This is a genomic window from Rossellomorea arthrocnemi (assembly GCF_904424705.1).
GTDB lineage: Bacteria > Bacillota > Bacilli > Bacillales > Bacillaceae_B > Rossellomorea > Rossellomorea arthrocnemi.
Map to the genome: position 1 here is coordinate 68,692 of NZ_CAJGBF010000007.1, position 26,453 is coordinate 95,144.

21 protein-coding genes are annotated in these 26,453 nt (G+C 43.9%); 13 read left to right on the plus strand and 8 right to left on the minus strand.

All coding sequences use genetic code 11. The features are described 5' to 3' along the window. Nucleotides 1-8 precede the first annotated feature (8 nt). The 5 genes from leuD to thrB all read left to right on the plus strand — a co-directional run bounded on the left by leuD (nt 9) and on the right by thrB (nt 5,105). On the plus strand, nt 9-614 hold the full coding sequence (leuD, locus tag BAA9072_RS11570; RefSeq protein WP_201714836.1) for a 3-isopropylmalate dehydratase small subunit: 606 nt from the start codon (nt 9-11) through the stop codon (nt 612-614). Further along, complete coding sequence (gene ilvA, locus BAA9072_RS11575; protein WP_230980835.1) at nt 614-1,597, plus strand: threonine ammonia-lyase; 984 nt, start codon at nt 614-616, stop codon at nt 1,595-1,597. Before leuD ends, ilvA begins: the two co-directional genes overlap by 1 nt. A gap of 219 nt (nt 1,598-1,816) precedes the next feature. Beyond that, nucleotides 1,817-3,115, plus strand: coding sequence for a homoserine dehydrogenase (locus tag BAA9072_RS11580; protein WP_201714837.1), 1,299 nt, complete (start codon nt 1,817-1,819; stop codon nt 3,113-3,115). Beyond that, nucleotides 3,112-4,173, plus strand: coding sequence for a threonine synthase (gene thrC / locus BAA9072_RS11585; protein ID WP_201714838.1), 1,062 nt, complete (start codon nt 3,112-3,114; stop codon nt 4,171-4,173). The genes BAA9072_RS11580 and thrC overlap by 4 nt, the downstream gene beginning before the upstream one ends. Beyond that, nucleotides 4,170-5,105: a homoserine kinase gene (gene thrB / locus BAA9072_RS11590; RefSeq protein WP_201714839.1), complete on the plus strand. Its 936-nt coding sequence runs from the start codon at nt 4,170-4,172 to the stop codon at nt 5,103-5,105. The genes thrC and thrB overlap by 4 nt, the downstream gene beginning before the upstream one ends. Nucleotides 5,106-5,137: 32 nt before the next feature. Here thrB and BAA9072_RS11595 read toward each other — a convergent pair whose 3' ends face one another. After that, on the minus strand, nt 5,138-5,443 hold the full coding sequence (locus BAA9072_RS11595) for an AbrB/MazE/SpoVT family DNA-binding domain-containing protein (protein WP_230980836.1): 306 nt from the start codon (nt 5,441-5,443) through the stop codon (nt 5,138-5,140). Between the two features lie 368 nt (nt 5,444-5,811). Between BAA9072_RS11595 and BAA9072_RS11600 the strand changes: the two genes are divergently transcribed. Together BAA9072_RS11600 and BAA9072_RS11605 are read left to right on the plus strand one after the other, a co-directional pair. Beyond that, nucleotides 5,812-7,134, plus strand: coding sequence for an ATP-binding protein (locus tag BAA9072_RS11600; RefSeq protein WP_201714840.1), 1,323 nt, complete (start codon nt 5,812-5,814; stop codon nt 7,132-7,134). Nucleotides 7,135-7,149: 15 nt separating this feature from the next. Further along, nucleotides 7,150-8,283 (plus strand): DEAD/DEAH box helicase, encoded by a 1,134-nt coding sequence (locus tag BAA9072_RS11605; RefSeq protein WP_201714841.1) that lies wholly within the window; start codon nt 7,150-7,152, stop codon nt 8,281-8,283. Nucleotides 8,284-8,342: 59 nt separating this feature from the next. Here the strand turns inward: BAA9072_RS11605 and BAA9072_RS11610 are convergent, their stop codons facing one another. After that, a complete protein-coding gene (locus BAA9072_RS11610; protein ID WP_230980837.1) occupies nt 8,343-9,950 on the minus strand; it encodes an amidohydrolase in 1,608 nt (535 codons plus the stop codon). Nucleotides 9,951-10,099: 149 nt separating this feature from the next. Here BAA9072_RS11610 and BAA9072_RS11615 point away from each other — a divergent pair, with 149 nt between their 5' ends. After that, nucleotides 10,100-10,651, plus strand: a complete 552-nt coding sequence (locus BAA9072_RS11615; protein WP_230980838.1) for a GNAT family N-acetyltransferase — start codon at nt 10,100-10,102, stop codon at nt 10,649-10,651. Between the two features lie 830 nt (nt 10,652-11,481). Here BAA9072_RS11615 and BAA9072_RS11620 read toward each other — a convergent pair. After that, complete coding sequence (locus tag BAA9072_RS11620; protein ID WP_230980839.1) at nt 11,482-11,718, minus strand: hypothetical protein; 237 nt, start codon at nt 11,716-11,718, stop codon at nt 11,482-11,484. Between the two features lie 255 nt (nt 11,719-11,973). On the opposite strand from BAA9072_RS11620, the gene BAA9072_RS11625 reads away from it, so the two are divergent. After that, nucleotides 11,974-14,223, plus strand: coding sequence for a UvrD-helicase domain-containing protein (locus BAA9072_RS11625; protein WP_201714842.1), 2,250 nt, complete (start codon nt 11,974-11,976; stop codon nt 14,221-14,223). A gap of 142 nt (nt 14,224-14,365) precedes the next feature. Here BAA9072_RS11625 and BAA9072_RS11630 read toward each other — a convergent pair whose 3' ends face one another. From BAA9072_RS11630 to kynU, 3 genes are all read right to left on the minus strand, one after another. Next, complete coding sequence (locus BAA9072_RS11630) at nt 14,366-14,503, minus strand: hypothetical protein (RefSeq protein WP_201714843.1); 138 nt, start codon at nt 14,501-14,503, stop codon at nt 14,366-14,368. Nucleotides 14,504-14,629: 126 nt separating this feature from the next. Then, nucleotides 14,630-15,253 (minus strand): arylformamidase, encoded by a 624-nt coding sequence (gene kynB / locus BAA9072_RS11635; protein WP_201714844.1) that lies wholly within the window; start codon nt 15,251-15,253, stop codon nt 14,630-14,632. A 21-nt stretch (nt 15,254-15,274) separates the two neighbouring features. Further along, nucleotides 15,275-16,558 carry a kynureninase gene (kynU, locus tag BAA9072_RS11640; protein WP_201714845.1) on the minus strand — a complete coding sequence of 428 codons (1,284 nt, stop codon included), beginning with the start codon at nt 16,556-16,558 and terminating at the stop codon, nt 15,275-15,277. A 223-nt stretch (nt 16,559-16,781) separates the two neighbouring features. Here kynU and BAA9072_RS11645 point away from each other — a divergent pair, with 223 nt between their 5' ends. From BAA9072_RS11645 to BAA9072_RS11655, 3 genes are all read left to right on the plus strand, one after another. Further along, nucleotides 16,782-18,161 carry a sigma-54 interaction domain-containing protein gene (locus tag BAA9072_RS11645; protein ID WP_201714846.1) on the plus strand — a complete coding sequence of 460 codons (1,380 nt, stop codon included), beginning with the start codon at nt 16,782-16,784 and terminating at the stop codon, nt 18,159-18,161. A gap of 113 nt (nt 18,162-18,274) precedes the next feature. Then, a complete protein-coding gene (locus BAA9072_RS11650; RefSeq protein WP_201714847.1) occupies nt 18,275-19,660 on the plus strand; it encodes a YjiH family protein in 1,386 nt (461 codons plus the stop codon). Nucleotides 19,661-20,222: 562 nt separating this feature from the next. Then, nucleotides 20,223-21,545, plus strand: a complete 1,323-nt coding sequence (locus BAA9072_RS11655) for an aspartate aminotransferase family protein (RefSeq protein WP_201714848.1) — start codon at nt 20,223-20,225, stop codon at nt 21,543-21,545. Nucleotides 21,546-21,669: 124 nt separating this feature from the next. Here the strand turns inward: BAA9072_RS11655 and BAA9072_RS11660 are convergent, their stop codons facing one another. Together BAA9072_RS11660 and BAA9072_RS11665 are read right to left on the minus strand one after the other, a co-directional pair. Then, nucleotides 21,670-23,079 carry a sodium:solute symporter family protein gene (locus BAA9072_RS11660; protein ID WP_201714849.1) on the minus strand — a complete coding sequence of 470 codons (1,410 nt, stop codon included), beginning with the start codon at nt 23,077-23,079 and terminating at the stop codon, nt 21,670-21,672. 864 nt (nt 23,080-23,943) lie between these two features. After that, nucleotides 23,944-24,795 (minus strand): MurR/RpiR family transcriptional regulator, encoded by an 852-nt coding sequence (locus BAA9072_RS11665; RefSeq protein WP_201714850.1) that lies wholly within the window; start codon nt 24,793-24,795, stop codon nt 23,944-23,946. A 305-nt stretch (nt 24,796-25,100) separates the two neighbouring features. On the opposite strand from BAA9072_RS11665, the gene BAA9072_RS11670 reads away from it, so the two are divergent. Beyond that, nucleotides 25,101-26,444, plus strand: a complete 1,344-nt coding sequence (locus BAA9072_RS11670) for a GntP family permease (protein ID WP_201714851.1) — start codon at nt 25,101-25,103, stop codon at nt 26,442-26,444. The last annotated feature ends 9 nt before the right edge of the window (nt 26,445-26,453 follow it).

Sequence of the window (26,453 nt, forward strand, 5' to 3'; positions counted from 1 at the left end):
GTGCAAAGGTGGCAATTAATCATGTGGAAGGTACCGTGTTTCCTCTCAGGAGAGACAATGTAGACACGGATCAAATTATTCCGAAGCAGTTTTTAAAAAGGATCGAACGAAAAGGATTCGGACAGTACTTATTTTATCATTGGAGGTTTGAAGACGATGGAAAGTCCCTGAGAAAGGACTTCTTATTGGATACACCTCAATACCGGGATGCTGAGGTTCTTCTTGGCGGGAAAAACTTTGGTTGCGGTTCCTCTAGGGAACACGCACCTTGGGCCCTTCAAGACTATGGATTTCAAGTGATCATTGCAAAGAGCTTCGCTGATATTTTTTATAACAATTGTTTGAAAAACGGTATCCTTCCGATTCAACTGGAGGAAAGAACAGTCGACGCTCTTCTGAAAAATGAGAGTCAGGTAGATTTATATAAAATAGAAGTGTCACTTGAACATCAGACGATTTGTGACTCGGAAGGGTTCCGTGTTTCCTTTGATATCGATCCATATTGGAAAACGATGCTTCTAAAAGGACTGGATGAAATCGATTTGACATTGCATTACGGTAAAAATATCGAAGACTACGAAAAAAAATATGAGGTGAGTGACTTGGGAATTTAATGGATAATACTGAAGTTGTAGAAGCGATGGAACGAATCAGTCATCAGGTGCATCGAACACCGTTAAAGCAATCATCAACGCTGAATATGTTCACTGGTGGAGAGGTCTATTTGAAAATGGAGAATCTGCAGCGGACAGGGTCATTCAAAGTGAGAGGCGCCATGAATAAAATCATGTCATTGTCTGAAAGAGAGGCGGGAATGGGCATCATTGCTGCATCGGCAGGGAATCATGCCCAGGGTGTGGCGCTGGCTGCCTCTAAGCGGGGGGTACCGTCTAAAATCTTCATGCCAAAGCGCACGCCTTCTACTAAAGTTGCGGCAACAAAACATTACGGAGCTGAAATCGTTTTAACAGGAGACACCTATCAGGAAGCCTACGGGGCAGCGCTTGAGGAGAAAATTAAAAACGGCTCGACGTATGTTCATGCATTTGATGATTATAAGGTGATGGCTGGACAAGGAACAGTCGCACTTGAAATGCTTCAACAGCTCAGTGATTTAGACATGATCCTCGTCCCTGTTGGCGGCGGTGGTTTGCTGGCAGGGATGGCACTCGCCGTAAAGGCCTTTAATCCCCGAGTACAAATTGTAGGCGTGCAGGCACTGGGAGCGCCGGCTACGTATAACTTTTTTACAGGAAGAAACAAAGGATCCCTTGAGCATGTTCACACCATCGCTGATGGGATTCTCGTCAAGAGGCCGGGAGAGCTTACGTTTCCGATCATTCGTCAGTATGTAGACGATATGGTCACGGTTACGGATGAAGAAATCTCCTATAGCATCATGTTTATGCTTCAACGGGAAAAAACTCTGGTTGAAGGCGCAGGGGCAGCTTCCTTAGCGGCGGCCATGTGCCAAAAGGTCAAGGTGGAGGGCAAGAAAGTCGGCTGTGTCATCAGTGGCGGAAATGCCGATCCAAGTAAGATTCCCGTATATCGTGATTTATCCAAAATGGCGAGACAGCTGCACCATATTGTGTAAAAGAAGGGCGGCTCTTAACTACATTGTTAGTTAGGAGCGGTCCTCTGTTTATAAGGTTTGGAGTTAGTTAAAATAATTCTTCCAATCTAAGAAAAATGAAAACTCTTACATTCTGAAAATACGCAAAAACCTATTGTAATAGGTAATTTTTTCAACTATAATGTCCACTATACAAGAACAAATGTACATCAGAAATAAACAAACGGAGGTTTTCGGCTAATGGAATCAATTTCAATCGGACTTTTAGGACTTGGAACAGTGGGAGCGGGAGTGGTGAAGATTGTAGAGAATCATCAGGATAAACTGTCCCATCAAATCGGCTGCCCGGTAACGGTAAAAAAAGCCCTCGTTCAGGATTTAGAAAAAGATAGGGGACTGGATATTGAAAACAGCATACTGACCTTAAATCCTGAGGAAGTCCTGTTTGATCCTGAAATTGATATTGTGGTCGAGGTCATGGGTGGAATCGAAGCGACGAAGGAACATCTCCTTCATGCTTTAAACCAGAAGAAGCATGTCGTCACCGCAAATAAGGATCTCATGGCTCTCCACGGACCGGAATTATTAAAAGCAGCCTCTGAAAATGGCTGTGACTTATTCTACGAAGCAAGCGTAGCAGGAGGCATCCCGATTTTAAGAAGTTTGGTAGATGGTCTAGCTTCTGACCGCATCACCAAAATGATGGGAATCGTCAACGGTACGACCAACTTCATTTTGACAAAGATGACAAAAGAGGGACGGACCTTCGATGATGTATTGAAGGAAGCTCAGGATCTTGGCTATGCTGAAGCAGATCCGACGGCAGATGTCGGCGGGCTGGATGCTGCAAGGAAAATGGCTATCCTTTCAACACTGGGGTTTTCCATGAACGTGGATCTGGCCGATGTGAAAGTGAAAGGCATCACGGAAGTAACTGGGAATGATATTCAATATGCTGAACAGTTTGGGTATACAATGAAGCTCATCGGTTACGCTCACCGTGAAGGGGAGAAAGTCGAGGTAAGCGTTGAGCCTACCCTTCTACAAAATGAACATCCCCTTGCCTCCGTACATGACGAATATAACGCCGTGTATGTGTACGGAGAAGCAGTAGGGGAGACGATGTTTTATGGACCAGGTGCAGGCAGTCTGCCAACGGCGACAGCCGTCGTTTCAGATATGGTAGGAATCATGAAAAATATGAGGCTTGGCGTTACGGGAAAGAGTGCTGTGAACCCGCAGTTCCCGAAGAGACTAAAAGAACGGGATGAAATTCATTCAAAATATTTCCTGCGATTGCACGTTCAAGACGAAGTAGGCGTATTAGCTAAACTGACGTCCATCTTCTCAAATCACGGAGTCAGCTTCGAGAAAATACTTCAGAACCCACTGGACAGTGAAGAGTTTGCCGAAATCGTTCTAGTGACTCATAAGGCTTCTTTGGATCATTACGAGGATATTTTAATGGAGTTGAAGGATTATGAAGCGATTCAATCGATTGAAAGCTCATACCGCGTAGAAGGAGGAGAAAAAGGATGAGGTGGAAAGGATTACTGGAGCAGTATAAAGAACATCTTCCATTAAATGCGGATACTCCCCTTTTAAGCTTGAACGAAGGAAACACCCCGTTGATCGAGCTGAATTCCTTGTCCAAGGAATGGGGCATCGAACTTTATGCAAAGGTGGAGGGAGCTAATCCGACAGGGTCCTTTAAAGACCGGGGAATGGTACTTGCAGTTGCAAAGGCGGTGGAATCCGGCAGTTCAACGGTCATTTGTGCATCGACGGGAAATACAAGTGCTTCTGCTGCGGCCTATGCAGCGAGGGCGGGGATCAAATGCATCGTCGTCATCCCAGAGGGGAAAATCGCTCAAGGGAAATTGGCTCAAGCTGTCATGTACGGGGCCGAAATCATTGCAATCGAAGGCAATTTTGATGAAGCACTCGAGATTGTACGTGAGTTAAGCAAAACCGAATCCGTCACCCTCGTGAATTCAGTGAATCCATATCGATTAGAAGGGCAGAAAACAGCTGCTTTCGAGGTCATTGAAGGGTTAGGTGGAGCTCCTGATGTGCTTTCGATCCCAGTCGGAAATGCAGGGAACATTTCAGCATACTGGAAGGGATTTAAAGAATATTCAGATCGAAACGCTACTGCACTGCCTCGAATGTTTGGCTTTGAAGCCTCTGGGGCTGCAGCTCTCGTCCATGACCGCGTATTTCCCCAGCCTGAAACGATTGCCACTGCGATCCGGATCGGAAACCCGGCAAGCTGGACATTGGCCGTTGACGCGTTGAAAGAATCAAACGGACACATCGATGAAGTGACGGATGAAGAAATCCTGGAAGCCTATCAGCTTATGGCCAGGAAAGAAGGGCTCTTCGCAGAGCCGGCTTCGTGTGCTTCCATCGCAGGAGTAAAGAAAGCATTGGAGAAGGGTCTGCTTGAACAAGGGTCGAAGGTAGTCGCAGTACTGACGGGGAATGGTCTGAAAGATCCGGTTACTGCTATGGAGTGCAGCCCGGTCTCACCGGTGAAGCTTCCCAACGATCGTGAACTTGTGAAGGATTATATTAAAGGAACGATAGGGGTATGAAAAGCCGGGAAGCACGCTCTTGGAAAATTGTCGTCCCGGGAAGTACGGCTAATTTAGGTGCCGGATTTGATTCGCTTGGTTTGGCTTTAAATGTATTTTTAACCGTTGAGGCCCATGAAGCTGACGCTTGGATGGTGATACCATTGTCATCGGCCCTTAAGGTCTTTCCGGCTGATGATTCTCATTTCATTGTAGAAGTGGTAAAGGAGGTGGCGGATGAATATGGAAAGAAGCCGGCTCCGTGCCATTTGTATGTATCAAGTGATATCCCTTTGACAAGGGGGCTCGGATCCAGTGCAGCCGCTGTCGTGGCAGGAATAGAACTCGCAAATGCATTATGCGGCCTTAACCTGACTCAGGAAAAGAAGCTGGCCATTGCAAATCGGTATGAAGGCCATCCAGATAATGTCGGGGCGTCACTATACGGGGGGTTTGTCGTCAGCTGTCAGCATGAAAAAGGCGTTAACCTGGTGACAGTGCCTGACCTTCCGATTGAAGTGGTATGTGTCATCCCGAAAGCGGAGTTGAAAACATCAGATTCGAGAAATGTCCTTCCGTCCACTCATTCATTTACAGAATCCGTACAGGCTGGAGCGATATCAAATGTGTTAGTAGCAGCGTTTTTAACCGGTGATTGGGAAATGGTCGGGAAAATGATGAAGCGTGATCGATATCATCAGCCTCACCGGAGAAAGCTGCTTCCCCATTACGATGCAGTAGAAGAAGTGGCGGATCGATTCGGTGCTTTCGGTGTTGCTCTAAGCGGTGCCGGCCCGACGATAGCCTGCTTTGTGGAACGGGAAGCAAGTGAGTGGCTTTTCCGTCAACTCGAACAATCATTCCCGACCATGAACGTCCGCAAACTATCCATCTCCCAAAAGGGAAGCAGCATCACCATCCATCAACCAAAGGTCCGTCCCTCATCGCTTTAAACCAGTGAGGGACGGACCTTGTTGTTGTTTCGCTATTTTTCTAGGGTGATCATAAAACAATTCTCTTTTTCATTGACATGCAAGCTGTAGGTGGATGGATATATCATGCCCATTTCATCCCGAATTTCCTTGGGAATATGGACTGTTCCTTTTTCTGAGATGTAGCGTTGGTTATGGGTGGAGTCCTTCAAGGCTTGCTTAATATAGAGGCAATGGTTTTGATAGACGAGCTCTGCAAGTTTTCCCGGCAACAGGCCAAACTTCTGTCTCCACTTACGGGGAAGTGTAATCGTGCCGTTTTTACTGAATGGTTTGCTTCCATACATCATATGTAACATTCGCATCACCTGCTTTCCCTATCATATCTTCTCTTTTTACCTTCGCTATGAAAAATAAACGTAAATTTCAAAGATTAGGAAAAAGGACGGAGGACCTCTATTTGAATAGGGGTATTAGAAAGATATAATCAGCAATTTGAAAGGGTGGAGGGCGATTAAGGGTGAACAGATCCATGGAATCCGCAGGTTCATCTTATGATTTTTTCTCATCACACTGGCTCCTTATGTTATTATTATGTGTGTTGTTCAAGTAATTGAAACCAAAGAAAATACTTCTAATTTCAATCCTATGAAAATTTTATGATAAATGGGTAAGAACTGAGAAACCATAGGGGAAAGACTATTTGAATTTAGGTGAACATCACATAATGAAACAAGCGAAAGATATTGCCTTAAAAATATCCGTCACCTATGTATTGTTAGGCGCATTATGGATTGTGCTATCGGATTATGCTTCCATGATCATTGCACATGAAAAGCTTAGTATGTATATTTATTTTCAGCGCTATAAGGGCTGGTTATTTACATTTGTTACAGGTATCATCATTTTTTTTCTGATATACCGCAGGACTAAAGATCTCTTTCTTTCCAATGAGCAATTGTCGAAAAAAGAGAAGCAGCTCCAAATAAGGAATCAGCATTACCATTCATTGTTTGAACAAAACCCCGATGCCGTCTTAGAGCTGAGTTTAGATGGGAATGTCGTATCAGTAAACGCAGAAGCTGAGGGCTTGCTTGAATTCACACATCAAGAGCTGGAGGAAGTGAAATTCAGTAAGTTCTTGGATGACGAAGAATTGAAGCGCGTCAGAGAATACTTTTTCGTCACGTTCAATGGATTGGCATCCACCTTTGAAACGAAGATCCACATCGGCGATTATAAGAGAAAGCTCCTGCGATGCTCCCTCGTTCCGATTATCATTAATCGAGAGGTGACAGGGATGTTCGCAATTGCAAGGGATATCACCTTGAATCGGGAAAATGAAGAAATGGTCGTTGCATCTGAAAAACTTTCCGTCATTGGCCAATTAGCAGCTGCCGTTGCCCATGAAATCCGCAACCCGCTCACCTCTCTAAAGGGATTCATCCAACTTATGCAGACGACTGAAACCATTAACCATGATCATTTGAACATTATGCTCTCTGAAGTGGATCGAATTGACTTGATTTCAGGCGAGATGCTGATACTTGGAAAACAACAGGAAACACACTTCCGTAGTGAGAAACTCGATGATATCCTCCAGCAGGTCCTGGTCCTGATGGAAGCACAGGCTAATCTTGATAATGTGTCCATTACATATATGAACCTGTCTGAAAAACCTTTGTATGTGTTAGGGGAATCAAACCAGCTTAAACAGGTTTTCATCAATATCATTAAGAATGCCGTGGAAGCGATTCCTACATGCATGGATGGCAGGGTTTTAATCACCTTGGAAGAGCAGGGGACGAACGCTCAGGTAATCGTAAAGGATAATGGAGTCGGGATGGAGCCTGAAAGAATCGAACATCTTGGTGAGCCGTTTTATTCGACGAAAGAAAAAGGTACAGGCCTGGGACTTGCCGTATGCCTGAAAATCATCCAGCGCCATAAAGGAAATATACATTTTCAAAGTGAGAAAGAAAAGGGAACGGCAGTGGAAATCAGTTTACCTATTGAGGGGGATGAGGATCCTTCTGCCATTGCTGATTAAGAAAGGACGAATCAAATGAATTCACTATCAAACATGATTAATTCCCCGGCTCTACAAAAAAACTGGGAAGAATCAGGATTTACTGCGTTTACACCCGTACAGGAAAAAGTTGTACCCCTTATCATGGAAGGGAAAGATGTTGTTTGTGAATCACCTACGGGAACTGGAAAGACACTGGCATATTTACTGCCGATCATCCAGGCAATGGACCCATCCAGAAAACAGGCACAAGCTGTCATCCTTGCGCCATCAAGAGAGCTAGTCATGCAGATCCACCAGGAAATCCAGAAATGGGCAAAGGGGACTGACGTAACGAGTGCTGCCTTCATCGGAGGGGCGAACATTAAAAAGCAAGTCGAGAAGCTGAAGAAAAAGCCACATATCGTAGTCGGAACAACGGGTCGACTGATCGAATTGATGAAAATGAAAAAACTGAAGATGCATGAAGTGAAAACCATCATCGTTGATGAGTTTGATTTAATGATTTCATCAGAACATATCCGGGAAGTGAAGGATATCATCAAATCGACATTAAAAGAGAGGCAGGTCCTATTTTTCTCTGCTACGTTATCGGATGAAACAGAGCAGGTAGCTGAATCCCTGTTGCAGAATCACGAGACCGTCAAAATGGAAACCAATCTTGACAATTCGAAAGTGGACCATGTCTTTGTATATAGTGAGCTGCGGGATAAGATGGAAGCCCTCAGAAGCATTTCTTATTTCAAAGGGATTAAAGCACTTGTATTCTTTAATCAATTGGAAAAGCTCTCTGAAATGGAAGAGAAGCTTAAATATAAGGGGGTCGAGCTCGAAGTACTCGCAGGAGAATCGAACAAGATGGAGCGTAAGCAATCCCTGGACCGTTTCCGCTCAGGGAAAGTGTCCATGCTTCTGACAACTGACGTTGCGGCGCGCGGTCTTGATATCACGGATGTCACCCACGTGATCCATTTCGACTTCCCGAGTGACACGAAGCAATACATCCACCGTTCAGGAAGAACCGGCCGCATGGGGGCAGAAGGAACCGTCATCTGTCTCGTATCGAAGCGTGAACTGAGCTTCCTTGAAAAACTAAGCAAAGAACTCAACCTCCCATTCGAGGAAAAAACCATCCGCGGTGGCGGACTACAAAAACCAGAAACAAAATAACAATAAAGGTCCGTCCCCGGATATGAGGGACGGACCTCTATTTATTTTCCGTTCTGCGACTACTTTTCAAACACAATCTTACCATCCATCAGTGTCATCCACACATTCATCTCAAGGATTTCCTCCGAATCAACATCGAATGGATTTCGGTCCAAAACGACTAAATCAGCTTTCTTTCCTGCTTCGATCGTGCCTAACTCATGTTCCCGAAAGTTTCCGTAGGCAGGGGATTTCGTGTAATGGATCAGGGCGTGTGCCAATGAAATTTTCTCATGAGGATTCCATCCGCCAAGAGGAGAACCGTCTTCGTGCTTCCGGGTGACGGCCCTGTATAGACCGGGCATTGGATTCAAATCCACAATTGGAAAGTCCGTACCGAAGGCAATGCACGCGTTATTCTGTTGCAATGAGCCGATCGGCCAAGTGTATCGTGCACGCTCCATGCCAAGTCTGTCCAAATAGGCATGGGTATCCATCGAACCAGACGTGAGATGCTCAGGCTGGATGGATGCAATGACTCCAAGTTTGGCAAATCGCTCGAAATCGTGTGGATCGCACACTTCAATATGCTCGATCGTATGCCTTGAGTCCCGGGTTCCATTGACATTCCGTGCATGCTCATACACATCCAGGCCTAATCGGACTGCCGCATCCCCGCATGCATGCAGGCGGATCCTGAACCCTTCCCGGTCAGCATCCTCGATCCATTTTCGATAAACATCGGGTTCAAAAATGGTTCCACCTGTTTCCTTGGGGCGATCAGCATAGGGCTGAAGCAGATAACCGGTATACGTCAGGGGGACACCATCCAGAAACTGCTTCAATCCTGAAAATTGAAGCTTATCTGACTGATACTTCTCTCTAAAATAAATACCGCGTTCAAGATTACCATCCAGCACATCAAGGAAATGAATGCGAGTCGTCAGCAACCCTTTTTCCTCAAATGTTTGATAGAAGCCTGGATCCCCTAAAGTATAACCGGGAAGAGGAAGCATATCGGAGACGGAAGTGATCCCGCAGGATGCCGTCTTCTTCAACATGCCGTTCATCAATCTTGTTTTCACTTTTTTATCAAATGTGAAAGCATCCACCACATACTGTACAGCCGTCTCATATAGAAAGCCGGTTGGTTCACCTTGATCATCTTTTTCGATCTTACCGAAGGGAGGTTCGGGTGTATCCCGGTGAATCCCCAATTTCTCCAGGGCAGCCGAATTCAACCAGGCGCTGTGAGCTTCTTCATTAAGAAGTACAACAGGGCGGTGGGGCAGGTACTGATCTAATGAATGGCGAGTCGGAAGAGTCTGCCCTGGCCAGCGAACATGATGCCATCCGAATCCAAGCACCCATTCCTCATCGGGGTTTTCCCGGGCATACTCTGCCACCATCTTCGCCGTCAATTCCTCTGTAGACCCGAAAGTCAGTTGGCAAAAACCCTCAAACATCGCTCCCAAAAACCAGTGAAGGTGAAAATCATGAAACCCTGCTGCTACTAGACGGTTTCCTACGTCCCATACTTCCGTGTATGGCCCTGCAAAACTCTCGATCTCCGAACGGGGACCGACACCAATGATCACGTCATCTTTCAACGCCACAAAGCCATCGATGGGGGAAACTGTATTTCCGGTGAATAGGGCAGTACTTACCAAAATTTTTTCGGCTTTCATCGAAATTCCCATCCTTTTTAGTCTATTACATCGATTGTAACCAGATTAAGGAAAGAACACAAACTGCAATTTTATGAAAATTTTCTCTTTCAAGAAGGCATTGGAAAATCCAATGTTGAATACATAAGGAGAACAAGGAGAAAAGGAGAATGAGTATGTTGACACGAACCTTTCCGGCACTTGAAACAGAAAGATTTCGCTTACGGCAGATGGAAGAAGGGGATGCACCCCATGTTTTTGATTATTTCTCAAAAGATGAAGTGACCCGATATTATGATCTGGAATCGTTTCATGATGAAAAACAAGCAGTAGAGATCATCGAGAGTTGGAACAATAGGTTTCATATAAATGAAGGAATCCGTTGGGGGATTGCGCTAAAGGCATCAAACAAGATTATCGGGAGCTGCGGATTTCACGAATGGGAAAAAGAACATTTTAAAGCCGAGATAGGTTTTGAGGTTCATCCGTCCCATTGGAGACAAGGAGTCATAACAGAGGTATTACGACCGATCCTGAAATACGGTTTTGAAGAAATGGATCTCAATCGGATTGAAGCGTATTACGATCCCGAAAATGTGGCCTCGAAGAGAAGTCTTGAAAAAGCAGGGTTTACGTTTGAAGGTGTTTTACGAAAAGCGGCATTTGAAAAAGGCATCTTTTGTGATGCGGCTGTCTGCTCGCTGTTAAAAGAAGAATTTTGACCACAAATTTAAGACGCTGCTTATGTCTTTATCACATAAACAGCGCCTTAACTTAAGTAACCCTTATTCAATTAACTTTACTATCCTTTCTTACTAATACACATACTTAACATTCAATTTAATTAATGGTCTTGCATGTAATATTTAGTTTATTTTCATTTTGCTTATGATTTTCCCACACACCTACATGTTACGAAGATAGTTTTCACAGGCTATCCTCTTGCGTACCATGATGTAGCATGCTTCGCTTGCACTCTTCATTGGAATCATCTCCTGAAATAAGATTGCGCATTCCCGCATATCCACACATCTTGAAATCAGTTTTCACGGGCCGATCTCAAAAGCGAGATGTGATGCTGACATGCTTTGCTAGCTTACTTCATTGGAATCACGCCTTCCTTTAAAGATTGTGTTTGTAAATCTTTTATTAATTATATATTAACAAATTCTAATATTAATGCAAATGTTCAGAATAATCAATATAATGGGATCTGGGCTGTTTTTTATATTGAAATGGGCGGTTATCTTACTTTATCTCAAAATATCTCTTTTTTTAAGATTTTTAACAATAGGATGTAGTAGCCTGTAAATTGCATTCAATAAGACAGAGACCGTTCCTTTCCGCTGCAGGTGCTCGCTTTCCGCGGGGCGGGCGGTGAGCCTCCTCAGCTTTGCTTCCGGGGTCTCACCTGTCCCGCTTTTCCCGCAGGAGTCGAGCACCTTTCGCTACAATCCACTCTGTGCAACGCCATTATTACTTTTTATAATAGTCGATAGACGAAAACATGAAAGCGCATTTGGGCAATTTTCAGTGAGCAAAAAATAAGTCATTAATCCAACCTTCTATTAAGATAATTCATTTCCAAGTCCAGTTCCCGGTTCACAAGCAGTTCCATTTCTTCGAGATGATGTGTTTCCACGACAGGATCGAGGTGGGACCAGTGAACTTTATTGACGAAGTAATAGTTTCTGATCTTCCTGAGGATGACAAGGGAGTGGGGGAACAGGTCAAATTCTGCTTTTATACTGTTGAAGCGGGTAAAGCCCCAATTTATTAGATTCATCATTTATCACCTAATGTTCTATTACCTTTTCTTTCAATATGCTAATCCCCGGGGAGCATATCCGATTTAAACAAACGTTTGATTAGCTATTCAAAACATTTATTCTACTAGGGTTCAAGGGATTAAACAATCGTTTAACAGTAATTTCAAATCCAGTAGTTCATCCCAATCATCCTGAGATTGTCATTGCTATTTTTGAAGGGCTCTTGTTATGATGAGAAGGTTATGAATCGTAAAGGAAAGCTAGGAGAATGAGCTTTGAATAAAGTATTAACCAACTATTCTATTTATCCATATGAAGCGGAAAAGAAGGAAATCCCAGTGGCGCCGCTTCATAAGGGAGAGACTACAAAGCAACTGGTATCCTCCCATGACGAGGATGCTTTTTTCTTTCGGACGATGGAAGAAGCGGGCATCCACCTGAATGCTTCTCAAGTTGATGCCGTTCGTCATGTCAATGGCCCGTGCTTGACCCTCGCCGGCGCAGGAACGGGGAAAACGACGGTTCTCGTCTGCCGCGCAGGATATCTGATGAATGTGAAGGATATTCAACCAAGAAATATTCTGCTTGTCACATTCACGAAGAAAGCAGCGGAAGAAATGAAGCAGCGGATCGCAAGGCTACCCGGTGCAGAACATGGGGGACAGGTTCATGCCAGCACGTTTCATGCCCTGTTCCTTTATTTATTGAGATCCCGTCACTATACGCAGGAAGTAATCGGGAATGAGCGCTATAAACAAATTATTTTGAAGCAAATCCAAAGAGAAATGAACATATATGATCCATATGATGCCGAGACACTCCTTGCTAAACTCTCTCATTATAAGCTGAATCAGAAAGATATACGGGAGCTTCCTGAGAAATCCAAGTCTGAAAAAGAAGTGAAGAGCATCCTCTTAAAATATGAAGAGTGGAAGCGCATGAATCATAAAATGGATTTTGATGATATTTTGACAGAGGCATTTCAATTACTATTGGGGAATCCGAATTTGCTAACTTCCCTCCAGCACCGGTTCCAATATGTAATGGTCGATGAGTTTCAGGATACGAACCTTGTTCAATATGAGCTGATTAAATTAATTGCGGCCCATCGGAATTTGTTCGTCGTCGGGGACGATGATCAAACGATCTACACATTTAATGGGGCCCGGAACGAATTTATTCTGGACTTTGATGAAGAGTTTCCGGATGCGAAAATCGTGACATTAAAAGAAAACTACCGCTCTGATGCCTATATTATCGGTTTGGGGAATGAAGTGATCGGGCGGAATGAACACCGACGGAAAAAAGAGCTGATTGCTACTAAAGCGGAAGGACAGAAGCCTCTCTATTCAAGACCCGCCACTGCAGATGAAGAAGCTGTCTGGATTACAGAAGAGATTCATAGATTAGCAGGGGAAGGGTATGGTTACGGGGACATGACCATTCTCCATCGCACCATGAGCAGTGGGCGTGCTGTCTTCGAACAGCTCCTGTTAAAGGAGATTCCGTTCACTCCCTACAATCAAAAGGATTCTCTTTTCTATGATAACTGGACCGTGAAACCCGTGGTGGACTACTTGCGATTATCAATCGTCCCAAGAAACTTTGCGGCCATTGAATCGCTCCTTCCCACCCTTTTTATCCGAAGAGACCGGGGAATGGCTCATATCCTGGAAGAAGAGCAAAAAGAGCGGAAGAAGTATCCGCTCATTCACTTAACCACTTTACCGGGACTCAAGCCTTTCCAGGTGAAGAATATGAAAGAACGGATGAAGTTCCTGAAGGCAATAGGAGACCAATCACCGGAAAGTGCGATCAAGCGTATCCGGAAGGAATTCTATCATCAATACATCGATGCCCAGGAATCCCACGTGGTGACAGAACAGAAGGAACTCATTAAGGAAATGCTGGACGAGCTTGAAGGATCGGCAAAGCGATTTGATACGATTTCAGGCTTCATTACCTTTATTGATGAGATGAAAGCGAAGTATGAGGAAATCTATTCGAATCAGCGAGGGAACAAGGACACCAACAGCGTTTCCCTTATGACGATTCACCGGTCAAAGGGACTAGAGTTTCCTGTCGTATTTTTAATCGGCGCCATCGAAGGGAATCTTCCCCACAGCTCAGCTCTCAATGCCAATAAGCTTGAAGATAAGGTGTATATGGACCCGAACCAAAAGGAGAAGGCGACGGGAGCGGTGGAGGAAGAAAGACGTCTTGCTTATGTAGCCATCACGAGGGCAAAAGAAAAATTATTCATTTCTTCCCCCGCCTATTATCAGGGGGAACAGAGGAAATGCTCGCGCTTTCTTTCGGACTTATTCAACCATACACCCCAAGTGGAACCGAAAAGACCTAAAAAGGCGAGAAGTGGAAAGGTTAGTAAGATTTTGGCCTGGGTTTGCACAAGTCCCGAATGCATCGCCTGGCAAAGGCCGGAAACCCACGAGGATACAGAGTCCAAGGTTTGTCCCCTTTGTTCAAGCCCGATGAAACTGGGGGAAAAGGAAATTACGGAATAAAAAAAGCCCCGGCGTCCTGGAGAGAGGATCAGATGCCGGGATTTTTTGTGGTTTTAATCGACCTTTTTAGAAAAACATCAAACTCTAAAGGGATTTATGAACCGTTCCTTCATTTTACCAACCGAATCAATGAACCAAACCATCATTGCGAAAAATGATCATCACGCGAATCAACCTTTTTGGAGTCATCCGAATCCAAAGCCTGTCTCAAGAAATAAATAAGGATCCCCATAATCATTCCAAGTATCACGATAAAACCGATGGTGATGGTAATTCCCATAAACCCCACTCCTTTTTTTCTAGCTATCGTCACTTGATTGTAAACGTCTTATATTAGTCTATGAAAAAGGAGTGGAGATATATTCGACCTTAAGGACAAAAACCATTCAGGAAAAAGAAATGATTGTTACGTACGCTCAATCAAAATAGCACGAACCGGGGACCCGTCCCCTTCTTTAAGTGGAAGGGGGAGGGCAGCCAGATCGTATAACCCCGGGTTCACGTGAGTAAGGTCGATTCCTTCCAAAATTCCAATGTCATGATCGCACAGAGAATGATGGGCTTCCAATTCCTTACTATCCAAAGGATCAACAGAAGGAAGATCCACCCCGATCAGATCAATGCCCTCTTCCTTTAAAAAGGGAGCCAGCGCCTTACTTATAGGGGGGATATGCTCGGGAAATCGATTTGGATCCTTCCAGGCATTGGTTTTAAATAGAACTTTTTTAACATTAGCAAAGTCGATCTCCATTAACAGTTCTGGACTGATTTCCGTAGAATCCTCCACCGAAACGACGATTGCCGGTCCCATGAACCGCTCCAAAGTCATATCAAGTATTCGGTTCCCGTCAATGTCAAAGTGGAAGGGAGCATCAACATGGGTGCCTGTATGAGAACTCATCTTCAGCTGTCCGACGTTGACAGACCCTGTTTCCTCCTTCGTCCAATTCAGTGAGAAGGCAAAGGGGGTGTCACCTGGCCAAACAGGTGTATCATTGTGCAGGGGTCTTGAAATATCGATGATCTTCATGATTGCACCATCCTTTCCGCGTTACGCGACAACATTCCGCGTATTTTCAAACTGCTTGTATTCTTCATTTTCCATGATCCTCTTCAGGATTTGAACCGTCTCCCATACATCCTCGTACGACGAATAAAGGGCCACAGGAGCTAACCTGATCACATTAGGTGAACGGAAATCAGGCGTCACCCTGTTTGCTTTCAAGGCTTTACAGATTCTTGCCGCTTCCTCATGCTGTAAGCTGAGATGTCCGCCCCGGCGATCATCTTCAAGGGGGGTGCAAACGGTAAACCCGTATCCGGAGAGTTCTTGTTGGAATAAATCCATCATGAATCTTGTAAGAGAAAGGGATTTCCGTCTCAGATTATCCATCCCGGCTTCTTCAAACAATTCAAGGGAGCCAAGTAAAGGAGCGCTGCTCAAAATATGAGGGGTGCCAATTTGAAAAGCTCCGGCAGAATCAGCATGATGTAAGGTATGATCCATATCAAACTGCGTATCCTTCCGGGAACTGAACCAGCCGGAAAGACCCGGCTTTTTCCCTGCATGTCTGCTGTGAACGTATAATCCCCCGACACCACCAGGCCCGCTATTTAAGTATTTGTAATTACACCAAACGGCAAAGTCCACCCCATCTTCGTGCAGCTGATGAGGGAGGGCCCCGATGGAATGAGCCAGGTCGAATCCGATCACAATATCACGTTTATGGGCTTCAGCTGTCAATCGTTTGATATTAAGGAGCTGTCCGCTTCGATAGAGAACGGACGGTAAAAGAATAAGGGCAATATCCTCCGTCATATTCGCAATGATGTCTTCTTCTTTTAATGTATATCCATCCCCGCTTTTCACCTGGACCAAATGCCCATCAGGTGAATATCCCTTTAATTCCAGCTGGCTTTGAATCGCGTATATATCCGAAGGGAAAGTCAGTTCATCTGCCAAAATCTTAGTGCGTTCTCCCCGGGGTTGATAGAATGTGGCCAGTAATTGATGGAGATTTGTCGTGATGGATCCTGTCACAATGACTTCTTCCTTTTCTGCTCCCACTAAAGGGGCCGTCATCTCTCCAAGTTTCTCGGAATAATAGAACCACGGCTCGTGCCCGTCCATCCAGCCATCGATTCCATGTTCCTTCCAATCATTCAAGGAGGTCAGCAACGACTGTTCAGCGCGCTTTGAAAGCAGTCCTAATGAGTTTCCATCCATATAATAGTGGTTTTCCTTGATGTAGAATTCGTTGCGGAATTGAGCCAGAGAGTCCTGTTTATCCAGCTCCCGAGCATGTTTCATTGTCTTTTCTTCTCTATATGTCATCCCTATCCCACCTTCAACAGTCTTACCAAAATGATAATCGAAATGATTTGAATAGTAAAATAATTATTCGGATTTTTAAAGTTGAGAGTATACATTTTTGAATAAATAATTCAAAAATGTATAAAAACTCAAAATAGTCTGGTATAAATGAGTTATTATCATTTATTTCAGTTTAATTATTCATAACTGAATAATTTTCAGACGATTAGAGGAGGGAACATCCTTGACACAAACAAAAAAAAGCTGGAATGAAAACGAAGCGATTCTTCATTCACTGCAGGACGATATATTAGTAACGAATACAGACGGGATCATTCTGAAAGTCAGTGAGGCAACCGGTGGCATCTATAATGTGAAGTCTGAAGATATGGTGGGGAAGTCCGTCTATGATCTCGAAAAAGAAGGAATCTTCACTCCGTTATTAACTCCAATGGTTTTAAAGGAAAAGAAGAAAATTACGTTGGTTCAAACAAGTAAAGAAGGAAAAAAACTCCTGGTTACAGGGATTCCTGTCTTCCATGAAAATGGTGAACTTGTACGGATCGTCAGCTATTCACACGATGTAACGGAACTATTGAATATGAAAAAATATTTGATGGATATGGAAGACGAAATGGAAAGGGTAAAAAGTGAGCTTGAAATTCTCAGGAGCCGTCACTATTATTCTGACGGCATCATCGCTACCAGCGATGAGATGAAGAGGGTGCTGCAGGTTGCACTTCAAGTAGCAGAAGTGGATGTGAACGTTCTCCTATTAGGGGAATCCGGTGTTGGCAAGTCCCATATTGCGAAATTCATCCATAACAAAAGTCAAAGAAAAAGGGGACCGTTCATAGAGGTCAATTGCGGGGCTATTCCGGAGTCCTTATTTGAAGCTGAGTTCTTCGGGTATGAACCTGGCTCATTCACTGGAGCAGATCGTAAGGGGAAGATAGGGCTTGCTGAACTTGCAGAAGGCGGGACGCTTTTCCTCGATGAGATCGGGGAACTATCACAATCAAATCAAGTGAAAATTCTAAAGTTCATTCAAGAGAAACAATTTTACCGAGTCGGCGGGACGAAGCAAAGGAAGGTGGACTTTCGAGTCTTGGCAGCCACGAACAGGGAGTTGGAGAAGGCAGTAGAGAAGAGGGAATTCAGGCAGGATCTATTCTTTCGTTTGAATGTAGTTCCCATTACCATTCCGCCTTTAAGAGAGAGAACATCGGATATTATTACGATGCTCGATTATTTTGTGAACTATTTTTGTGAGAAATATCAGCGCCGGCGAACCCTGGATGAAGGGGTGGTTCATCAGCTGCTCATTCAGGAATGGAAAGGGAATGTCAGAGAGTTGATGAATCTGATTGAAAGACTGATCGTGACATCTTCCAGGCAGTTAATTGAAATGGGGAACCTCCCGGGACAATACACAAAACATCCGGGTTACCTTTCTGAGATTGACCATGATGGCCAAACCTTAAAACACATTCTTGAATCGGTTGAAGAGCAGGTGCTGAAGAAAGCGAGGCACAAGCATAAAACAACGACTCAAATGGCACAAAGTCTAGGAGTCAGCCAGCCTTCAATCGTCAGAAAACTTAAAAAATACAAAATAAAATAAAAGATTGGCATGATACTTGCAAGTACTAAGGTGATGAAGAGGATAGCATGAAAGGGGAACGGGGCACAGAGGTGCCAGGTCCAGGGTATAAAATTTCAAAGGGGTGTTTGACAATGGAAGTTGGAAAACAGAATGTTAGTCAATTACAAACCGAGTCCGGAAAATCGGCAAAGGAAGCAATGAAATTTATCATTCCTTCCTTGATAGGCGTCTTGCTGTTTTTGGTCCCTGTGACATATGAAGGGAACATGACCATAGGGGTCGGGATCTTTGCTTCCTATTTTCAAGGGGTGTTAGAAGATGTATTACCATTATTCATGACGATCATTTTTGGTATATCAGCACTCATGGCCATTTATACGAAATTCTTTCATCCGAAGTGGATCGTCACACAACCATTTCTAAAAGGACTTTTCGATGTAGGTACTTTCTGGATCACCATTCGTGTACTTGGGTCAATCTTTGCGATTATGACTGTCAATGGAATCGGCCCGGAATGGATTATATCTGATTTTACAGGCGGAACTGTACTGTATTCGTTAGTACCTGTTTTAACGACCTGGTTCCTGTTTGCCGGTTTATTGATGCCACTGCTTTTAGACTTCGGATTAATGGATTTCTTTGGAACTCTGCTTCAGAAAATCATGAAGCCCCTATTCCAGCTGCCGGGTCGCTCATCCATCGATGCCCTTGCTTCCTGGATGGGGAGCGGGACAGTAGGCGTTCTGATTACAACGAAACAATTTGAAGAAGGCTACTATACAAAACGGGAAGCTGCCGTGATTGCAACAAACTTTTCCGTTGCATCCATCGCTTTCAGCCTCGTGATCGTCAGTTTCATAGGCTTGGAATCCATGTTTGTTCAATTGTACGGAACGGTCGTCATTGCAGGGATTGCAGCTGCAGTGATATGTCCGCGGATTCCACCCCTTTCCCGTAAAAAAGACACGTATTATGAACCGGTCGGCATGCAGATTTCTGAAACGGTCCCTGAAAATGTATCCCGTTTTCAATGGGGCTTTGAAAAGGCCGTGGAAAAAGCATCCGAAGTAAAGAGTATTGGAGAAGTAACGAAAAAAGGGCTGCAGAACGTACTGGACATCTGGTTCGGACTCATTCCCCTCGTCATGGCCCTTGGAACACTTGCTTTAGTCGTTGCAGAGTATACTCCGGTGTTTGATGTATTGGCATACCCGGTCGTGCCTCTCCTTGAACTTTTGCAAATCCCCCAGGCTGCTGATGCTGCCCCTGCGATGATTGTCGGGTTTGCCGATATGTTCCTCCCGGCAGTGGTGGGCAGCGGGATCGAGAGTGAGTTAACGAGATTTGTGATTGCTGCCATGTCTCTGACTCAATTAATCTACATGTCTGAGATCGGGATTCTATTAATTAAATCCAAAATTCCCATCAGCTTCTTAGATCTCTTTATCATCTTCATCCAACGTACAATCATTACGTTACCGATCGTAGCATTACTCGCGCACTTCTTCTTTATGTAGGACCCTTTTTGCAGAAATTGTTACTTTAAAATCAGATTATGCAAAGGCTCTGTCAACTTGTAAGTGCAGGATGGTGAGGGGGACTGCTTCGCTTTCCGCGGACGTACGGCCGAGCCTCCTCAGCTTTCGCTTCCGGGGTCTCGGCACGCCCGTTTTTCCGCAGGAGTCTACGCAGTTCCCCTCACCATCTAAACAAGGATGAGTGTGACAGAGCTCAGTAGTGACAAAAAAACCTGGAAAGAACAGGCTCTCTACTACAGAAGCTATTGACTGTTGTATGCTAATGGTAATTCCGTACGTGAAAAGTTGGTATCGATATTAGTTATTTGAGAAACTCATGCTTATAAAGTTGATTGGAGCGGAAGGTGCTCGACTCCTGCGGGAATTGCGGGAAAGTTGAGACCCCACAGGGCAATAAGCCCGAGGAGGCTCAACTCACGCCCCGCGGAAAGCGAGCACCTGGAGCGGAAATCAATCAGCACTTTCCTTTTAACAACGTTATGAAAGCAACTTTATGTAAAACCTCGATTTAGACAAAAAGAAGAATATGGGGGTTACTGAAATGGAACGAACGTTTGAACAGCTTATCGAGCGTATGCCTGAACGTCTGGCACCAAGTATGGCAAAGGATCATCCGAATTTACCCGTAGTGAAAGAAGAAGGCTGCTACTACTATGGACTGGATGGAAAAAAATATCTTGATTTCACCTCTGGAATCGCCGTGACGAATGTGGGACATCGCCATCCGAAAATTGTACAAGCAATCAAAGATGCAGCGGACGGTCTAATGCACGGACCTTCAGGTGTCATCATGTATGAATCGATCCTTCGCCTGGCAGATGAACTGGCAGAAATCCTTCCAGGTGATTTGGATAGTTTCTTTTTTGCCAATAGCGGGACGGAAGCGATTGAAGGGGCGATCAAGCTTGCTAAATATGTAACGAAGCGTCCTTATGTTATTTCCTTTACCGGATGTTTTCATGGTCGCTCCCTGGGGGCACTCAGTGTAACGACTTCAAAAAGTAAGTATCGAAAGTTTATGCAACCGTCAGGATTAACGTATCAGATTCCTTATGCGAATGAACGGGAGTGTCCAGAGGGAGAGGATTCAGCCCGTTATGTTGTCAGTAAGCTTGAGAAGGATTTTGAAATGCTTTTTAATCACCAGGTAACTCCTGAGGAAGTCGCGTGTGTCATTTTAGAACCGGTTCTGGGGGAAGGGGGATATATCATCCCTCCGAAGACATGGCTTAAAAAGGTAAGGGAGATTTGTGACCGGCATGATATTTTACTGATTTTCGATGAAGTCCAAACAGGCTTCGGCCGTACCGGCAATTGGTTCGCAGCACAAACATTCGACGTGACGCCGGATATTATGGCGATTGCAAAGGGTATTGCATCGGGCCTTCCCTTGAGCGCAACGGTAGCATCCAATAAACTGATGAAAGAGTGGCCTCTTGGAAGCCATGGGACGACGTTTGGTGGAAACCCGATCGCATGCTCGGTTGGCCTAGCTACATTAGAAGTTATGAAGGAGGAAAACCTTCTTGATAATACGAAGACGATGGGGGCTTATGCCGTTTCCAGACTTGAGCGTTTAAAGGAAAAACATCATGTGATCGGGAGCATTCGAGCTGTTGGGTTAATGATCGGTATTGAAATCGTACATCCTCAAACAGGAAATCCAAATCAGGAAGGTTTAATGAACATCCTTGATCGGGCGCTGGAAAAAGGGGTATTATTCTACCTGTGCGGCAATCATAGTGAAGTGATTCGCATGATTCCACCGCTTACTGTAACAAAAGAACAAATTGATGATGGACTGAGGATGCTGGATGAAGCATTGAGCGAGTATGAGGCTACATTGATGAGTCATTTAGATTGACCTTTCTATAATAATATAAAGACCAGTCTCCAGGTACACTTTTGTATCTGGAGACTGGTCTAATGATTAGCTCGCTATTTTAGAAAAAGCAACAAAGCTTACGAAAATGCCTTTTATCATGATATTATGCAGTTTGTTGTAATTGATCATCACTTTTGTTTGTAGTCATAAGAGTCACTACGATCAACACAATAATGGCCAATGGAACAGCGATGACAACGCTGTTTAGATCAAATGGTTTCTGAAGAGCAATCTCCCAAACCAATGTGGATACAACTCCTGTTACCATTGAAGAAACGCCTCCAGCAGCATTCACTCGTTTCCAGAAGAAAACGGCTAATACGGCTGGGGTAATGCCTGCTCCATAAACAGTGTAAGCGTACATTTGAACATCGAGCACACTTGGAAAGTAATTGATAATGATAAATGCTAAAGCTCCAAGTACAACAATGAAAGTCTTGGTGATCTTCAACTGTTTATCATCTGAAGCATTTGGATTAATATATTTTCCGTAAATATCATAGGTTAAATTCGTTGCAGCAGACAATAGATAGGAATTTCCTGTTGTAATGATAAAGGAAGCTGCTGCTGCCAATAGAATTCCTCCAATTCCAATCGGCATCGCAATCGTCGTGGCCATTAAGGCCATTCCTGGATCAATTTCCGGGAAGAGAGAACGGGATGCAAAAGCGATTAAAGAGATGGCAGGAGAAATGATAATCATGGCAATGAGCCACCCGATTTGCCCTTTTCTTGATGAAGAATCTCCTTTGGATGAAGCCAGACGTTGGTACATGTTTTGGTCACCAAGCAATAAGAAGAGAGACGGCAATAAATATCCGATTAATTGAATGATCGATAAGTTTCCTGTGGCGGACATATGGGATGCGGGAACATTTTTGACAATTTCATCCCAGCCTCCAGCAATGACGAAAATGGTTGGAACGGTAATGATTAAACCACCGACCATGAGAAAGCCACTGAGTGCATCTGTTTGTGATACAGAACGCAAACCACCTATCATCGCTAGAAAAATGATGAGAGCAGCACCAATTGTCGTACCAAGACCAACAGACATACCTGTCGTTAAATTAAGAATAAAACCGAAACCTTTCATCTGATAAGAAACAATGCCGACATACGCTAAGATGATTATGGCACTTGAAAGATTTCGTGCAGTGGAACCATACTTTTCTTCTAAGATTGCTGAAACCGTATATTTACTGAATGCACGAATTTTCGGTGCAACGAGGTAAAGAATCCCGATTCCTAAAAGAGTTGGAATCATAAGCATTAACGAAGGAATAATTCCAAAGCTGTATGCTACAGAAGTTTCTCCTCCTGAAATACTTCCACTTCCAGTCCATGTTGCAAGTAGTGTCCCCATCAATACAAAAGGACCAAGACTTTTTCCTGCTAGAATAAAATCATTACTGCTGGATACTTTCTTTGACATATAGGTTCCGATACCAATCATGAGCACCGCATATATCCCTATAAACCAAAGTAAATGTGGATTTTGTTGTAATTCCATAAAACGATCATCTCCTGAACAAGATTTGTTCACGCGAGAGAACGTTGATTCATTTCTTAATCACAATTTCGATCACCGGTGAAAAGATAAACACATTTTTAGCCTGAAGAGAAGGTAGAACGTTCTACCAAACAATTAAAAAATCTAAAACTATTGAATATGAGTCTAGAGGTTGTAAGAGGCTTTGAAAATGTCTTTCGTTGTGATGTTTTTCATGAATGCTTGTCTCACGTAAAAACATTGCTCATTAACCTTAGCACAGATTTATTTTGATAAAAAATGGTTTAAAAGCTTGATTTGACAAGATTTCCAGCTGGAAATCATAAGGTGGGAAAAAGTGGGATGAACGCTAAGGCTATACAGATCAATTGGTACAGAAATAGAAGGAATTATCGGAAATTTAAAATAAATAACAGTGAAGAAAAAGAAAGAAATCATCCTTTATACCTATTACCCGATAGGGTTTTATAGGTATAAATATTCATATCGTCGACTGTGTTTTGAGTATTCTTAAAGTTAAAAAAGGCTGAGACAAATGTGTTTAGTCAAAGGAAAACCCGAGCGATCATTCTAGATTCTCTTGTGAAAATTGGAATCGTTCGGGTTTTTATTATTTTTAATAAAGCATATTTAGTGTATTTTGCTGGTTCTAGCTGTTGATTGTAGTGCAAGACGAAGACTCCTGTGGGAAAAGCGGAATAGGTGAGACCCCGCAGGAGCGACGAGGAAGCGCGCCTTCCGCCCGAGGAAAGCGAAGTCTTGCATGGAATCGGGCAGCGGTGTAACAAGTGTGATTCTAAAGACTATTTTATATGAATTGTTCGTCTTTAGATTGGGTTGATTTAGTTATGGCCAGTCTCTTTTTTATAACCTTTTAACGGAAATGGCCTTCCGCATTTTCCTGAGTGCATCCTGACCTTCCATTTCTCTCTGCATCATCAGATTGACGTAGAGGGCATCAATTAATGTTAATTGAGCAATACGGGAAGATAAGGCTTCTGAGCGGTAGTCGGTTTCTTCAGAAACGGTGAAAAGTGACGTATCGACTCTCTGACTTAGTGGGGACTTTGCGAAATTGGTGATGCAGATCGTCTTTGCCCCGGTTTCTTTGACAATGTCGAGCAGCTGGAGAATGTCCTTTGTCGATCCTGAGTGGGATATGAACACGGCACAATCTTCACTCGTCATCTGGGAAGCGGTCATAAGCTGAATATGACTGTCACTTGCAGCATGCACCCTCAAACCGGTCCGGATAAATTTATGATAGGCATCAAGGGCGATGACACCGGATCCGCCACTCCCGAAAAACTCGATGGTACGGGCGTCGCTCATAATATCCACGGCTTTCATCAGCTTCTTCTCATCTACAACCATCAAAGTGTCTTCAATGGTTTTAATATTGGAGCGGAATACTTTTGTGGCAATCGTCTGGGCCGTGTCACCTTCATCTATGCGCTCGTGAATGTCCTTAAGTCCTGTCACGATTTCTGAGGCAAGAGCAATTTTCATCGCCTGATATCCTTTGAAGCCGATTCGCTTACAAAAGCGGAAAACAGTAGAGTCGGCCACTCCTAAATCTTCGCCCAGACCATTGATCGTTGAATGGATTATTTCGTTTGGATTTTCAAGTATATAATCAGCAATTTTTTTCTCCGTCACACTGAACTGGGGATAGTGAGAACGGATACTTGCTAAACAATGTTGATGTTGACTCATTGACACCACTCCTGTAAGGGTTTTCATAGTTTCATTATACAAGATTCAAAGAAAAAATAAAAATAATTTCTGTAAACGGTTGCAAATAGAAAAATATTTTTTATAATAGAGATAGACAGAAAAAAATTTTCCTGACGGCTTTGTTCGTTGGTAAAAGCATTTCTCTACTGAAATGAGAGAATGGTAGTTATATAAAGTGTTCTGCAAACGCTTTATCTCTCCGACCTTAACAAAGAAACTGGATCAAAGGTTATAAAAAAATTGGCAGCCGGGCTGTCGTGACGAAAGAAAGGTAGGGATACACAATGTCAGATCAAATGCTCATTTTAGTAGCACTGGCCGGAATTTTCCTTTTATTATTTTTAGTAATTAAAACAAAGCTTCACGCTTTTGTTGCCCTGTTATTAGTAAGTTTAATCGTAGGGATTGCCGCTGGAATGCCGCTTCAGGAAGTAGTGGCATCAATTCAAAGCGGAATGGGTGGAACCCTCGGGTTTGTGGCCGTCGTCGTTGGTTTAGGTGCGATGTTCGGTCGTATGCTTGAAGTATCAGGGGGAGCGGAACGATTGGCTCAGACTCTGATTAGCAAATTTGGGGAAGATAAAGCACAATGGTCACTTGGTATTACAGGTTTCTTAGTCGCTATTCCCGTATTCTTTGATGTAGGATTTATTATTCTCGTACCCATTGTGTATGGTTTAGCCAGAAAAACTGGAAAGTCACTCCTTTACTATGGAATTCCTTTACTTGCGGGTCTTGCCGTAACACACAGCTTCATTCCGCCGACTCCAGGACCGATTGCGGTAGCTGATTTGATCGGGGCAGACCTTGGATGGGTGATCCTGTTCGGTGCAATTGCCGGAGTGCCATCCATGATCATTGCAGGTCCACTATTTGCGAAATGGATATCGAAACGAATTCATGCAGTAGTACCGGAATATATGCAGGCAGAAGAGATGGAGTATGATAAAGAACTGCCAAGTTTTGCATTGATTGCATCTCTTATCTCGATTCCTTTAGTATTGATTTTATTGAATACGCTTTCGGGTGTAATTTTAGATGAAGATAATGTCGTTCGCTCAATCTTGACGTTCTTAGGGCATCCTTTCGTTGCGTTAACAATCGCGACACTACTGACGTTCGTTTTCCTTGGAACAAAGCGTGGATACTCACGCCAGGATGTTCAGGATATTGCGACGAAAGCACTTGAACCTGCCGGGATCATCATTCTTGTAACCGGTGCCGGTGGAGTTTTCAAGCAAGTGTTGATCGATTCAGGTGTAGGTGAAGTCCTTGGGGAAATGATGGCGGGTTCAAGCCTGCCTCCGATCGCCCTTGCCTTCTTGATTGCCATGGTCGTTCGTGTGGCACAAGGTTCAGCGACTGTTTCGATGGTAACAGCAGCAGGATTGATGAGCCCACTGATTGAAACCCTTGGTATGCAAGGTCCGGTACTTGGTTTGATGGTGATCGCCATCGCTTCAGGTGCAACGGTCTTCTCCCATGTTAATGATAGCGGCTTCTGGTTAGTGAACCGTTATTTTGGATTAGACGTGAAAGATACGTTAAAATCATGGACAGTGATGGAAACCCTCATCGGTTTTGTAGGGTTTGCCGTAGCATTCATTTTAGGGATATTCATTAGCTAAAATAGGATA